Raw genomic sequence first — 13,866 nt, 5'->3', positions numbered from 1 at the left:
GTTCGCCTAAAAGCTTTCTGCAAGAAAGCTACATCGGAAGCATACGCTTATCACCGGATTTTCCCCTTTGGAAAAGGGAATCAAAAAATCTGGGGATAACAGCGATTGAAGGTTATTCTGTCATCGGAGTGCATAGTGTAAAATCTTTAATTCAACTTATAAGCCTCAGGAAAAACGAACTTACCTGTTGTGTAAACGTGACGAACCGGGTAAAGATTTGAAATGAGGAGAGTTCGCGCAGTATGCTTGTTATATAGCTTCTACACTATACGAATATCATGAACCGGAGGGATTAATGTGGAACGTAACATCAAAGATTTGGTACAGCAGATGACACTGGAAGAAAAAGCGGGAATGTGCTCAGGGCTCGACTTTTGGCATCTGAAAGGGGTGGAGCGTCTCGGCATTCCGTCCATTATGGTAACGGATGGCCCTCACGGATTGCGTAAGCAGGATAGCAGTGCTGATCATCTTGGTCTGACCTCAAGTGTGCCTGCAACCTGTTTCCCGTCTGCCGCAGGGCTGGCGAGTTCGTGGGATACCGAGCTGGCGCGCCAGGTGGGCGTGGCTTTGGGCGAAGAATGTCAAGCTGAGGATGTAGCTGTGTTGCTTGGGCCGGGTGTGAATATTAAACGTTCTCCTTTGGGCGGACGGAACTTTGAATATTTTTCAGAAGACCCGCTGTTATCGACTCAGATGGCTACCGCTCATATTCAGGGTGTGCAGAGCCAGGGCGTGGGTACTTCGCTCAAACACTTTGCAGTGAATAATCAGGAAGAGCGCCGTATGTCGATTGATGCAGTGGTAGACGAACGGACGCTGCGCGAGATTTATCTGGCCAGCTTCGAAGGAGCAGTGAAGGACGCGCAACCGTGGACAGTTATGTGTTCTTATAATAAAGTGAACGGCACGTATGCGGGTGAAAATGAGTGGTTGCTGACCGACATTTTGAAGGATGAGTGGGGCCATGAAGGTCTGGTTGTCTCGGACTGGGGCGCTGTGAATGAGCGGGCAGATGCGCTAGCCGCTGGACTGGAGCTGGAGATGCCAGCGAGTGGCGGTATTGGAGAACGTAAGGTGATCGATGCTGTAGAGAGCGGAGCGTTGCCCATGGACAAGCTGGATCTTGCGGTAGAGCGTTTGCTGACCTTAATTTTCAAAGCGGTTGATCATAAGAAAGAAGGTGCTTCGTACGATAAAGAAGAACATCATCAGCTTGCACGTAAAGTCGCATCCGAGAGTATGGTTTTGTTGAAAAATGAAGCCGGGCTGCTTCCGCTAAAGCGTAAAGGCAGTATAGCCATCGTAGGTGCTTTTGCGCGTAAACCTCGCTTTCAGGGAGGGGGAAGCTCCCACATTAATCCGACCAGGGTCGATGATATCGTGGACGAGATGACTCAGGTGGCAGGCGATGGAGTGACCATCTCGTATGCACCAGGGTACCGGATTGAAGAGGATGATGTGGATGAGACACTGTTGCAGGAGGCTGTTCAGGCTGCACGAGCGGCAGATACCGCTGTCGTATTTGTTGGATTGCCGGATCGATACGAATCCGAAGGGTATGACCGTGCCCATCTGCGTCTGCCGGACAACCACATTCGACTGATTGAAGAGGTTGCCAAGGTGCAATCCCGTGTGGTGGTGGTGTTAAGCAACGGTTCTCCAGTGGAGATGCCTTGGCTGCCGCAGGTTCAAGCTGTACTTGAAGCTTATCTTGGCGGACAGGCTGTGGGAGGCGCAATTGCCGATCTGCTCTACGGTGAAGTGAACCCGTCCGGTAAACTGGCGGAGACCTTCCCGGCTAAGCTTAGCCACAATCCGTCCTATCTGAACTTCCCCGGTGAGGCAGATCGTGTGGATTACCGTGAGGGGATCTTCGTCGGTTACCGTTATTATGATAAAAAAGAGCTGGAGCCGCTATTCCCGTTTGGCTACGGCTTGAGTTATACCACGTTTGAGTACAGCGATTTGCAAGTAGATCACACAGCACTAACTGATCTGGACGAGGTGCAGGTGCAAGTACGTGTCACCAACACGGGAGAACGTGCAGGGAAAGAGATTGTGCAGCTGTACGTCAGGGATGTCGAGAGCACGGTGATTCGTCCGGATCGGGAGCTGAAAGCTTTTGCGAAGGTAGCACTGGAGGCTGGCGAATCCAAAATAGTTCATTTCACGCTGAATAAGCGTTCGTTCGCGTATTACAACGTGGATATGAAAGACTGGCATGTCGAGACGGGGGAGTTCGAAATTCAGCTCGGCAGCTCTTCGCGGGATATTCGTATGCAGACTCGGGTAAGCGTAGAGTCTACTGCCACGTTCATTCCAACATATACACGCAATAGTACCCTTGGCGATATTCAGCAAGACCCGGCGAATAAAAAATTGTTGGAGCAGGTATTGAAGCAATTCCAGGAAGCGAGTGGTTTCGGCGGCGGAGATGATTCCGGTGACAATGATCATGCGGATATGATGAACGCTATGATGAAATATATGCCGCTACGTGCCCTTGTGGCCTTTAGCGGTGGCGCGATGACCGAGGAAGCGATGAATCAGCTGCTGGATCAGATGAATAACAAGGATCACGGCATTCGTGGATAAGATCGTGCAGGTATACGCTGAAAGATCATTCATGGGAATTGAATTAGACTATGCGCGAGGAAAAGGGCGCGAGGCCGTAAACGTTATATTGTACGTTCAGCTGTTGCAGGGCTGAGAGGGATACCCGATCCGACGATGGATCGGGTGTTCTTTTTTTGCAGGGAAAAAGGTATAATTAGTAATTGATAATCATTTTCATTTAGAAGCGTGATGAGAGACGGGTGCTGTGAATCCGTGGGGAGGGAAGGTGAAGCAATGAGTCATGATGCTGGATTACATACGTTAGGTTCAAGTGCATATATTCAGACCCGGGATGGCCGCAAGTTACATTACATGTCGAAGGGCGCTGGAGAAGTGACTGTCGTTTTTGAATCGGGGATGGGCGTCTCCAGATCTGCATGGGGACTTGTTGCACCAGTCATTGCGGAGTATGCGCGTACCGTGGTATACGACAGGGCAGGAGCTGGACGAAGTGATGTCGATCCTTCACCACGCACCCTCGTCCGAATTGCGGAAGACCTGAATGAATTGCTAGCGGAACTGAGGCCGGGGCCCATTATTCTGGTGGGACATAGCTGGGGAGGGCCCATTGTTCGTGCTGTGGCGGCTGCTAATTTGTCTCGTCTGCGGGGTATTATTCTAGTGGATCCGTCGGATGAGCATTGTAATTTATATTTTTCCCGCATGGCGAAGATCGGTTTTGCGATAAATGGGGCACTTATTCCTGCTCTGGCCCGTCTGGGCCTGTATCGGTTTCTTGGCATCAAAGAGTTTCTTAGTCAGCCTGCTGATGTTGCAGCAGATCACCGCCGGGAGGACTTTACGATACAAGCTGCTCGGACGATGGCTGCGGAGGGAAAAAATTTTTTGCAAGATTTAAAGGGACTACAGGAGCAGCCTCCCAAGCTGGGAGAGCTGGAAGTTAGCATTATTTCGGGTACCTTGCCGGGCAAGGGAGAACGTAAAATCAGACCTGCCATCGTTGAAGCTCACCGTCAGACGGTGAGTAAGCTAGCCAATGCGAGGTGGGTAGAAGCAGCGCGTTCGGGTCATATGGTGATGTTTACAGATCCTGAAGTGATCATCAATGAGATCATGCGAATGATACGCGATGCGGAGTAGGAGTAAGGGATGAGAAAGTGGGAAATGAGAAAATGAGAAGTGTTTGTAAGTACTGTCGTCATAGCGAGTAGAAGATTGTTCCTCCCGGTGTCGGGCGCAATGACAGAGCAAAAGTGATACAATAAAAAGAAAAAGCAATGGATGACATTGTTAGACCATATAAGCGGAGTGTGGAGACAGATGAAACCAGAGAATCAAGAAGCAGCAGGAACGGGAGCCGGAAACGAAGGTTCTAGAAACGTCCATGTAGGCATGGAAGATATCGTGCGCGCACATCATGTGCTGCGTGAAGTGATTGTCAGAACGCCGCTACAGCGGGATGCTGTACTTTCGGCTAAATATAACTGTAATGTGTATCTGAAACGGGAAGACCTTCAGGTAGTGCGTTCATTTAAAATTCGTGGCGCTTACAACATGATACGCAATCTAACCCCTGCCGAAATGGAGAAAGGCATCGTCTGTGCGAGTGCCGGCAACCATGCTCAGGGTGTGGCTTTTAGCTGTAATGCACTGGGCATTCACGGCAAAATCTTTATGCCAAGCACAACACCGAACCAGAAGGTGAAGCAAGTGCGTCGTTTTGGCGGTAATAATGTAGAAGTTGTCCTGATCGGTGATACGTATGATGATGCGTATGCTGAAGCGATGCGGGCATGTGACGAACAGGGCATGACCTTTATCCATCCGTTTGATTCGCCTAAGATTATTGCAGGTAACGGTACGGTTGCAATGGAGATCATGGAAAGCCTTGATGAGAATGCAGACTATGTATTTGTCACGATTGGCGGCGGCGGATTGGCGGCTGGGGTAGGAACCTACATGAAAACCGTGAGTCCTGAGACACAAATTATCGGCGTAGAGCCGCTTGGAGCAGCTTCCATGAGTGAAGCGATGTTCCGCAAACAAGTGGTTACACTGGATGATATCGATAAATTTGTGGATGGCGCAGCGGTGAAACGGGTCGGTGATCTGACTTATGATATCTGCAGCAACATTCTGGATGACATCGTGAAGGTGCCAGAAGGCAAAGCCTGCACAACGATTTTGGAGTTATACAACGAAAATGCTATCGTGGTGGAGCCTGCAGGCTCGCTGGCTGTAGCTGCACTGGAGCAATACCGGGAACAGATCGCGGGCAAGACGGTGGTCTGTGTCATCAGCGGCGGTAATAATGATATCGACCGGATGCAGGAGATCAAAGAGCGTTCTCTGATCTACGAAGGTCTGAAATATTATTTCATGGTGAATTTCCCGCAGCGTGCGGGGGCGCTGCGTGAGTTTCTGGAGGAAGTGCTCGGTCCGAATGATGATATTGCCAGATTTGAATATACGAAAAAACATGACAAGGAAAATGGCCCTGCCCTGGTCGGCATCGAGCTCATGTACAAAGAAGACTACAAGCCGCTCATCGAACGGATGAACCGCAAAGGTATCGCCTACACCGAGCTGAACAAAAACCTGAATCTGTTTAACATGTTAATCTAATTAAGAAAGATGTTAATCGGGTGAGAAACAGAGATAGAAACGAAGATAGAGATGTAGAGAGAGGTGTCTTTTTACAAGTGAAACCTACTATAGTGTCAGAGCAAAAGAAGTCAGTGCTTCAGATCCGACCTGCACGGAAGGAAGATGTGGATCAGATCATTCCGCTGCTGGTGCAGGCGATTGGAGATATTGCCTATGCACTTGCGGGGGAGGCAGACCATAAGCGGGCAATGGACATCTTACGTGAGTTTGTTACACAGGAAAATAACCGGATCAGTTATCAGAATATCACTGTGATGGAGCAGGAGGGCCAGATTGCTGGCATGTTGGTAGCGTATGCCGGTGATGATGTGGATCGTCTGGATCAGCCGCTGCTGAATCGTCCCGGACGTGATGGGGATGAGAAATATGCTCTGGTAAAAGAAACCCGTCCAGGAGAGTATTATCTCGATACTCTTTCGGTAAGTGAGCCATTTCAGGGGCAGGGCATCGGCCGTGCACTGATGGCTGCGTTTGAGCAGCAGGGAAGAGAACTCGGACACACGCAGGTTGCCCTGATCGTGGAGCAGGACAATGGCCGCGCCATGCAGCTCTATGAACGGCAAGGCTATGTTCAAGACGAAGTGATTCTCATCGGTGGACATGAGTATTACCATATGGTCAAAGAGATCTCAGTCCAATAGATGGCTGGAATGCATTCGAGCTTCTCACTCGGAAGGAGCCAACGCTTGAGTGATGGATGCTTACGTATGTAACAGTGAGGGATACCACCTGTATCGTGAATCAGTAACAACTATATTCAGCCGGTTAACAACAGATACGCCAAAAAAGACGAAGCAACGCCGAGGGCGGTGGGTTCGTCTTTTTTGATAAAGCGGCGGTGGAGCACTATAAGCTGAACAGGCTAACGATCTCAGATGACGCTATTTGGTCGATTTCAACTCATTTAAAAATCTAACGATCGGGAGAAACGTTATTTCCCCATTTCAGACGAGCAATCATTGTTTTTTCTCAATGTAGATGAAATAGCGTCTCTGGTGATCGTTACATTGCTGCATACCTCTAAACTGGCCAAATAAGGTCCGTGATGATCGTTAGAATTTTTTTTAACCTAAATCCAACGCAAACTCCCTTGCTCACCCTCCAACTTATCCAGGCAATCAGCTGATTGTCACCGTTAGATTTATCTAAAACTTTTATTCACCGTACTGCGGCAGATATTCATCCCTAGATACGTTCTGTTCCAGCCATTTGTCGACAGCCTCCGTTTTTTCAAACTTGGATTCAGCGACGACATCCATGAACGCATTCAGTTTTTTCAAAAAAGCACTGTCCTCGGTTGAGTTACGCTGTAAAACAGCTTTGTAACCTTTTTGAGCATTTGCTTCCATTATGTTGGTGTCATAATCGAACAGGGGGGTATTATCGAGCCCGTAAAAGGTGTACAAGGTGTATTCATTCATCAACATCTGTACCTGGTTTTTCCGGTTAGACTTAGGGAAGTCATTCAGGAACCGCTCCTGATTCAGCGCACGGTTCAGCATATCCTGATATCCGATCATGAGGCCCCCATCTTCAGAGGCGATATTGCTCGTTTCGACTGCCATGATGCGGATGTACTGTTTGATATCTTGATTTACATAAGAAGTATATTTTTCAAAAGCGGCATAATTCATGATTGGATAGAGAGAACCCTCGATCACCGTAAGACGATAACCACTGTCTCTGGCCTGCTGCAAAAGTGAACGAAGACTCGTGTCTTTGGTGCGTGACATCAGCTGGGTGAAGCTGTCATTCCACTTGTATATTTTCTGCATCTGATCCTGAACATTGGGCACAAGCATGCGATCCGTTATGGCCGTTAGCGCTTTGAAGCGGGCATTTTCCAATTGGAGCACCATCAGAGTTGCATGATTTGGGGTCACCTGGCTGATTTTAGACTCCAGGTAACGGTCTGCCGCGGGCAGGCCATTTTTTTTGTAAAGCATGTTCTGAAAGGATTTGTAGATTGCGGTCGAATTGGCTGATGTTACTTTGGTATTCGCAGCAGGTGCAGCAGAAGCGATGCCAGAGACTGGGGAAACAGCCGTTTGTAACAATAAAGCAATAGCCGTGGCCGTAAGTAGCGTGCGCATACCTTTCTTTTTATAAGAATACAAAGATGACGCCATAGATATAAACCTCCTGTAATTCTGGAATGGATAGATAAGGATGAAGTCAAGGTACCTCATGTAAAAGTGAGGGCATATCCTGTTAAACATTAAATATATAACCCAGAAATAGACTTGACTCACTATTACCCACAGATTAAAGCAATTGGCACAAGAAGTGGTTTCGGAATGGTGACAAAATCTTCTGTTAATTTTAACCTTTGCAGGTGGATGCAAGGCCAAAGTTTCTGCGAAAATAATTTTGGGGGAACCGGAAACCTTTTAACGATTCGGAACGTCTTAGTTGTGCATAGGTAAATACAGGAATTACTGAAATGAACAGCTAACTATAAGAGTGTACCAATTATAGGAGAATGGGGATAGGTTTATGAGGAAAGCGGGAGGAAATCAAGTCAAAAAAGTGATGTCAGCACTGGCTGTATCAGCCATGCTTATGTCTGCACTGCCAACATCGGTGATGGATGCAGCCGCAAGAATCAGCATTTATATTAACGGTACAGAGGTGCCAGCGGTTCAAGCCCCTGTGATGAAGGCTGGACGTGTACTCGTTCCACTCCGTTCGATCTTTGAAGGAATTGACGCGGAAGTGCAGTTCAACAATAGAACGAAAACCATTACAGCAACCCGTGGGGATCAAGAAGTGACATTAACACTTGGTTCCAAGGCTGCATATATCAATGGTCAATTGAATGTGATGGATGTTCCTGCGAGTACGATTAAGGGCAGTACCATGGTGCCCATTCGTTTTGTGAGCGAAGCTTTTGGGGAAAAAGTATTCTGGAACTCACGCAGTCAGCGTGTGGATGTTAAAACCACATATACACCTGAAACGCCGGTTGATGATACACAGTTTTCCGCTTGGAATATTTACGGATCAGTATCTGGCGGTAACGGAGATGGCCGTGACCTGACAGTAAGCTTCACACGTGCAAAGTCAGAAAGAACAGTGTCAGCTTACAGGGTAATGCTGGTCAAAAGTGGGGATACCAACAGCTTTAAAGAATCCGTTGCTTCGGCCGTATCTCCTGCGAACTACACTTCAATAACACCAAATGGCACCAACCCGAAGCTGACACTTAATGCTCAGACACGCGACGTCAACGGTGATCTGCTGAATAGCAATGAAACCTACCGATTGTATGTACTGACTGTAGGCAACAGCAACAATAACTACCAAAACTATTTAGGTTGGTCTTCACAGGTTCTGAAGCTGAACCAGGTGAAGCCTTCTGTTCAAGCTGTGACGGGACTGCGTATTGCTGATGTTAGTGATAACGGAGACGGAAGGGATCTGGAGATCAACTTCACACAGCCAAGCACCAATTCGAATATTACGAATTACCGTGCATTTGTTGTGAAAGCGAAGGACGCATCCTCATTTAACCAGGCTGCTGCGAGCAAGGTATCCAGCACAAATTCCACGACTATCAATAAAGGGAATTCCAGCACGGTCAAAAGCACACTGAACTCTTCGACGCGGGATACTTCGGGCGAGTTGATCAAAAATGGAACGGCGTACGTTGTTTATATTATGTCTGTAAGTGCGAATACAGCAACAGATAACAAGTTGTCTGCGGCTTCTTCTTCCCTGACGTTGTCCTTGAACACAACTCCGGCTCCGGTCATTACACAAGTGAGAGACATCTCGGATTATGGTGATGGACGCGATATTCAGGTAAGCTTTAACCGTGTATCGGATGAGTCGAAGATAACGAATTACCGTGTGTTTGTTGTACGCAACTCGGTAGCCAGCAGCTTTAACTTGCCTACAGCAAGTAATCTGTCTTCCAGTTTATATTACACCGTGAACAAAACAGGTAATAACCTCGTGGTTACATTGCCATCAAATATGCGGGATACCAGTGGTTATAACATCACAAACCTGCAGGATTATCGCATCTTTGTCATGGCAGCAGGCAATCAGCAGAACAACTACACCCATGCGTTGTCAGCTTCTTCAAATGTCTTGAGATTGACCTCCAATAGCAATGCAGGTGTGGCAACGAACCTGTCTGTTACAGATATTGCGGATAACGGAAATGGATCTGACCTGCGTGTGTCGTTTAGCAAAGCAAGCGATGAGTCCAATGTTTCTCACTATCGAGTATTCGTCGTACCTGCCAATAACGTAGGAAGTTTCAACCTGAATGCTGCGAATGCGTCGAACAATTATACACAAGTGAATAAAACAGGTGGTAATCTGACCGTAACACTTTCGAGTAACTCGGTTGATACCAATGGCTATAGAATTACGAACTACAACGCTTATCGTGTATTTGTTCTGTCCGTAAATAGTAACGGGAACTGGAGTCAGAACGCACTTTCCTCATCTTCGGCTCAAATTACGCTAACACCAAATGCAACGGTTATCGCACCGACCAGTGTGAGTGCAACCGATGTCGCGGATAATGGGAATGGCAGTGATCTGCGTGTAACATTCAACCGGTCAACAGATGAGAACAATGTGAATCATTATCGTGTGTTTGTTGTGAAAAATACGGCTGTTGGAAGCTTTAATCTGAATGCTGCATTGAATAACGGCTTCTACACGTATAGAAGTAAAAGTGGGAGTAATCAGGCTTTCACATTAGCAAGTGATGCTAGAGCAACGGACGGCAGCCTTATTGGCGATAATGTTGATTATCGGGTATTCGTCCTGGCGGTGAATAATAATTCATCTCAATCCAGCGCGCTGTCTTCAGCATCGCCTGTGGTTAAATTAGGTAGTGCTTCTCCTGTAACAGCAGTGGGCAGTGTAAGTGTAGCGGTTAAAAATCAGGGACAACAAGCGGGTAACGCTTCTGATGTAACTGTAAATTTTGCCAAAGCATCGAATGAAACAGGCATTGCCAAATATCGTCTGTTTATTGTCCCAGCAGATCAGGTACCTGGTTTTACGCTAAATACAGCGATGAACATTAATTATTATAATGATTTGGATAAAAGTAGTGCAGGCACTACGTTCGCATTGAGCGATGGATACCGGGATATTAATAATAAATCTATCGAGATCGGGAAAAAGTATAGAGTGTTTATTATGTCTGTATCCGACAGTGCTACTCGTTCATCAAGTCTTTCCGTTGCTTCCGACGAATTTAGTATTAGTAACATAGTACAATCTGTTCAAGCAGCCGTTATTACTGGTCTACAAAAATCAAGTACTGTAACTGAAGCAATCTACAAGTTGACCTTCATCAAACCATCTAGTGAAACTGGCATCTCCTCATATCAATTGTATATTGTGAAGGGAAGAGGAACTGTTGATCCGGCTACAGCTGCTTCCAGCAGTAACTATTCAGTAGGAGATCCAAAAGCGGTTGAAGTTACTTTGAATACCAATGCTAGAGATACTTCAGGGGCTAGTCTTGTGGAGGGAGAAGAGTACACCGTATATATTCTGTCAGTTGCGTCTAATACAACAACCAACAGAAGTACGATCTCTAATCCATCTGAAGCATTTAAGCTCGAAAAAGCTCCAGCAGCTACACAATCAACTCCTCCGCAGTAAATAAATGAATGTGATTTCAAGTCATCTATCCCGAACGAATAAAGGACAGTCAGCTTCGACCTTTACAGACGGCACAGAGTTAGTCGATAGAATGGTAATGCTTCAACTCCCTTTCCATCCTTGGAAAGGGAGTTTTTCTTTGCAGCCGTTAATGCCAAGCAAGGGGAATTGCTCTCTGTATGACCAATGTCCTTATTTTTCCATATTTAGATATGCTCAAATAGGTTCCTAAGGCCATTGCTGGTCTTGGATCAAACCATGGATAATAGAAGTCATAGAGCGGACTAGCTCATGAGCCGAAAGGAAGGATGCAATGTTACCTTTTCGTTTGACGGGGCAACCAGATGCCCGGATGCCGCTTTATTTGTACGGTGTGGGCACACAGGAAGAGAAAGGACTGCATCGACCGGGGGGATTTCCGGTGTATCAGTTATTTTTGGCACGTGATGGTGGAGGACAGTTTAATATTTCTGGCAGAGGAACGATCGTAATGGGCACAGGGCAGCTGTTTGCTTTGGAACCGGGCATTGCTCATGAGTATATCGCACATACAAGAACGGGTGGAGAGCTGGGGTTTATAGGAATCGGCGGCGAATCAGCGAATTCAGTACTTCGGGCGACAGGCATCATGTGCGGGAAACCTTGTACATTAACCGGGTTTGATCTGATTTGGTCACAGATGACGGAACTGTGGAAGGTGTTGGATCAGGGCGGGGTGTCGATGTGGCAAATGTCCACTTTGATCTACCAACTTATTCTGGAGATCGCTCAGGCTATAGCCCCAGCCGGTTCCGTTTCTTCAGAGAGGCAGGGAAATACTGGGCAACTGTCTGTCAGGACAGGCAGTCCAGCGCGAGAGAGCAGCGGTTCAGGTTCACATGTACATGGGAATTCGGAAGCTGGTCTGGAGGGACTCAACCGGGCAATCGTCTTGATGCAGGCTCATTATCAGGACGATCTGTTATTTAAACATATAGCAGAGGCGGTAGGATACTCTGTGCAGCATTTGAATCGTTTATTCCATCAGCATTATGGGGTGACTGGACATCAGTACATGCAGCGCTGGCGTTTACAAAAGGGACTGGATTGGCTTAATGAACATCCTGAGGCTAGTGTGAAGGAAGCTGCGGAGAATGTAGGCATGGAAGTGAATTATTTTATTCGTATGTTCAAGCGTGAATTCGGGGAAACGCCAGGCAAAGGCATCAAACTACGCAATCAGCTCAGACTGGAGCAGAACCTTCACCCCCGTCACAAATAAAATACGAATCTGCAATAAAAAAAGAGACCTGACGGTCTCTTAGACGAAATTGCTCATAAAGTAAAAGAGTATCTGTGTGAACCACGATCTTGCTGGAGATCATGGGTTCTCCCAAAACGATATGGAAACAAGCACATTCAAAAGTGCATCCTGCGGTCATGCCTGCTTTTTTTGGCCAAAGAGAGGCCTGATTAAAACTAGACCAACCATACCAATGACGGCGCTAACCCACGGAGCCATGTAGAACACAGGAAGTTTATCCCGAAGTGGATAACCGACAAAGAGAACAAGCACAACGACAACAATATAAATGATGATGCCCCGAACGTTAATTTTTGGCATGACATGTTTGTCTGCTCCTTGGTCATCCGGGCGTTCCGCTAATCGGCGCAACATCTCCACGAGCGCAATCCCCCCTACGGCGGCAATGATGAGAGAGAATAGGCTGATATGCTCGAACGCCTCCGTATCGCCGTCTGTTAAGCTGAAGAATAGTCCTGCACAGCCCTGAATGAACAGGACAACGGATATGGCTGCCCAGGCAATCATCACATACCATTTTGGCGTCCGTTTCACAGGCTCTGGTGTATCCGAGTGGTCGGCAGACTGAGCGATGCTGGCCTTGATGTTCTTTTTAGAACCTCCAGCAGATTGGGAATGTTGTTTCCGATAACCCTGATTTTTTTCGGGATGGACACTTCCGCTACGGTTTTCCCTGATTGAATCTTTCCCTGTGCTTGCCCCTGATTGCGCATATGTATCTGACTGGCTTAATCCAAGTTGGGTATAAATATCCTGTTGCAGATCAGAGCCGTACAACTCGCGTGCAGATTTGTTATCTTTCTGTGCTTGTACGATGGCTTTTCCCGCAGCGAGAATCCATTCTTCCTGTGTTTTCTCGTCTGCTGGCGCTTGCCTTGCGATGGTGCTGATCTGGTTATACAATTTTATGTTGTCTGGTGTCATACGGCTCATCTCTGTGATTTGCCGATTTTGTATTTCTTTCAGCTTTTTATAGGAAATCCCCAATGCTTGCTCCCCCTGTCTCACACGTTCTGATCTTCCATTCCATGAAGACCCTGACGATATTTTAGTATACGGGAAGGGTTCTCTTTTCGCAAAGTCATTCCTTATAAAACAACTGCTTGTGATTCACCCATAGCCCGATACAGGCTAACACAACACAGGTGCATAAGAGCACCAGTTTTCCATGATGCTGAATCCATCCGAGTAGATGTGCCATGAGTTCATTCCTTTCGGTAACAGGTCTCCTGGACAGGCATACCTGTGATTTTGGTTTTATTTTCCCCTGTGAAGGGGTGAATATACATAGCTTGGTTGGAAGAAGCAACGATTCTGTGAACCATGAATAAAGAGCTGCCCAATCCATCACAATAGTAGCATTTCCAAACTGAAATGGTGGATAGGAGTGTGGTTAGCATGGATAAACAATCAGATCTGACACGAAAGATGCTGCTTAACAGTAATTCCCGTGGTATCGTGGATGAAGTGGTGCCGATGGAAGATACCGTGGAGGATACAGAGTTCGGCGAAGAGCTGAATGATGATAACTGGCAGGGCAGAAGCTTCTGGGACAATGAGGGAGCAGGTCAGCAGCATGAATGGAACGGACGTATTGAGACTCATGCGATGTTTCGCAGGAGCTATGAGTAGGATCGTGCAGATATAACGCAAGGATACAGGAATTGATCAGGAATATT

General features: G+C 47.0%; 9 protein-coding genes. 7 read left to right on the top strand and 2 right to left on the bottom strand.

Annotation, left to right across the window (positions count from 1 at the left end; all coding sequences use genetic code 11):
• The first annotated feature begins 297 nt into the window (after positions 1 to 297).
• The 4 genes from ABIE27_RS21040 (at position 298) to ABIE27_RS21025 (ending at position 5,888) form a co-directional block, all read left to right on the top strand.
• Positions 298 to 2,598, top strand: a complete 2,301-nt coding sequence (locus tag ABIE27_RS21040; protein WP_429351406.1) for a beta-glucosidase — start codon at positions 298 to 300, stop codon at positions 2,596 to 2,598.
• 255 nt (positions 2,599 to 2,853) lie between these two features.
• Positions 2,854 to 3,720, top strand: a complete 867-nt coding sequence (locus ABIE27_RS21035) for an alpha/beta fold hydrolase (protein ID WP_429351405.1) — start codon at positions 2,854 to 2,856, stop codon at positions 3,718 to 3,720.
• Between the two features lie 252 nt (positions 3,721 to 3,972).
• Positions 3,973 to 5,205, top strand: a complete 1,233-nt coding sequence (ilvA, locus tag ABIE27_RS21030; RefSeq protein WP_429351421.1) for a threonine ammonia-lyase IlvA — start codon at positions 3,973 to 3,975, stop codon at positions 5,203 to 5,205.
• Positions 5,206 to 5,282: 77 nt separating this feature from the next.
• On the top strand, positions 5,283 to 5,888 hold the full coding sequence (locus ABIE27_RS21025; protein WP_429351404.1) for a GNAT family N-acetyltransferase: 606 nt from the start codon (positions 5,283 to 5,285) through the stop codon (positions 5,886 to 5,888).
• A gap of 513 nt (positions 5,889 to 6,401) precedes the next feature.
• On the opposite strand, the gene ABIE27_RS21020 is transcribed toward ABIE27_RS21025, so the two are convergent.
• A complete protein-coding gene (locus ABIE27_RS21020; RefSeq protein ID WP_123064798.1) occupies positions 6,402 to 7,376 on the bottom strand; it encodes a hypothetical protein in 975 nt (324 codons plus the stop codon).
• A gap of 367 nt (positions 7,377 to 7,743) precedes the next feature.
• Between ABIE27_RS21020 and ABIE27_RS21015 the strand changes: the two genes are divergently transcribed.
• Both ABIE27_RS21015 and ABIE27_RS21010 read left to right on the top strand, forming a co-directional pair.
• Positions 7,744 to 10,884, top strand: a complete 3,141-nt coding sequence (locus ABIE27_RS21015) for a stalk domain-containing protein (RefSeq protein ID WP_429351403.1) — start codon at positions 7,744 to 7,746, stop codon at positions 10,882 to 10,884.
• Between the two features lie 328 nt (positions 10,885 to 11,212).
• Positions 11,213 to 12,145 carry an AraC family transcriptional regulator gene (locus tag ABIE27_RS21010; RefSeq protein WP_429351402.1) on the top strand — a complete coding sequence of 311 codons (933 nt, stop codon included), beginning with the start codon at positions 11,213 to 11,215 and terminating at the stop codon, positions 12,143 to 12,145.
• Positions 12,146 to 12,301: 156 nt separating this feature from the next.
• Here the strand turns inward: ABIE27_RS21010 and ABIE27_RS21005 are convergent, their stop codons facing one another.
• Entirely contained in the window at positions 12,302 to 13,174 is an 873-nt protein-coding gene (locus ABIE27_RS21005) for a hypothetical protein (protein ID WP_429351401.1), read from the bottom strand.
• A gap of 411 nt (positions 13,175 to 13,585) precedes the next feature.
• Between ABIE27_RS21005 and ABIE27_RS21000 the strand changes: the two genes are divergently transcribed.
• Positions 13,586 to 13,819 (top strand): hypothetical protein, encoded by a 234-nt coding sequence (locus ABIE27_RS21000; RefSeq protein WP_123064802.1) that lies wholly within the window; start codon positions 13,586 to 13,588, stop codon positions 13,817 to 13,819.
• Positions 13,820 to 13,866 lie beyond the last annotated feature (47 nt).

It is taken from the genome of Paenibacillus sp. 4624 (assembly GCF_050435065.1).
Classification (GTDB): Bacteria; Bacillota; Bacilli; order Paenibacillales; family Paenibacillaceae; genus Paenibacillus; species Paenibacillus amylolyticus_D.
The sequence above is the reverse complement of the archived record's forward strand: the minus strand, read 5'-3'. Positions and strand labels throughout refer to the sequence as shown.

What these genes read in the sequence shown, in the direction of transcription:
- ilvA (WP_429351421.1), top strand. Translation starts at nt 3,973, where the DNA reads ATGGAAGATATCGTGCGCGCACATCATGTGCTGCGTGAAGTGATTGTC.
- ABIE27_RS21035 (WP_429351405.1), top strand. Translation starts at nt 2,854, where the DNA reads ATGAGTCATGATGCTGGATTACATACGTTAGGTTCAAGTGCATATATT.
- ABIE27_RS21020 (WP_123064798.1), bottom strand. Translation starts at nt 7,376, where the DNA reads ATGGCGTCATCTTTGTATTCTTATAAAAAGAAAGGTATGCGCACGCTA.
- ABIE27_RS21015 (WP_429351403.1), top strand. Translation starts at nt 7,744, where the DNA reads ATGAGGAAAGCGGGAGGAAATCAAGTCAAAAAAGTGATGTCAGCACTG.
- ABIE27_RS21000 (WP_123064802.1), top strand. Translation starts at nt 13,586, where the DNA reads ATGGATAAACAATCAGATCTGACACGAAAGATGCTGCTTAACAGTAAT.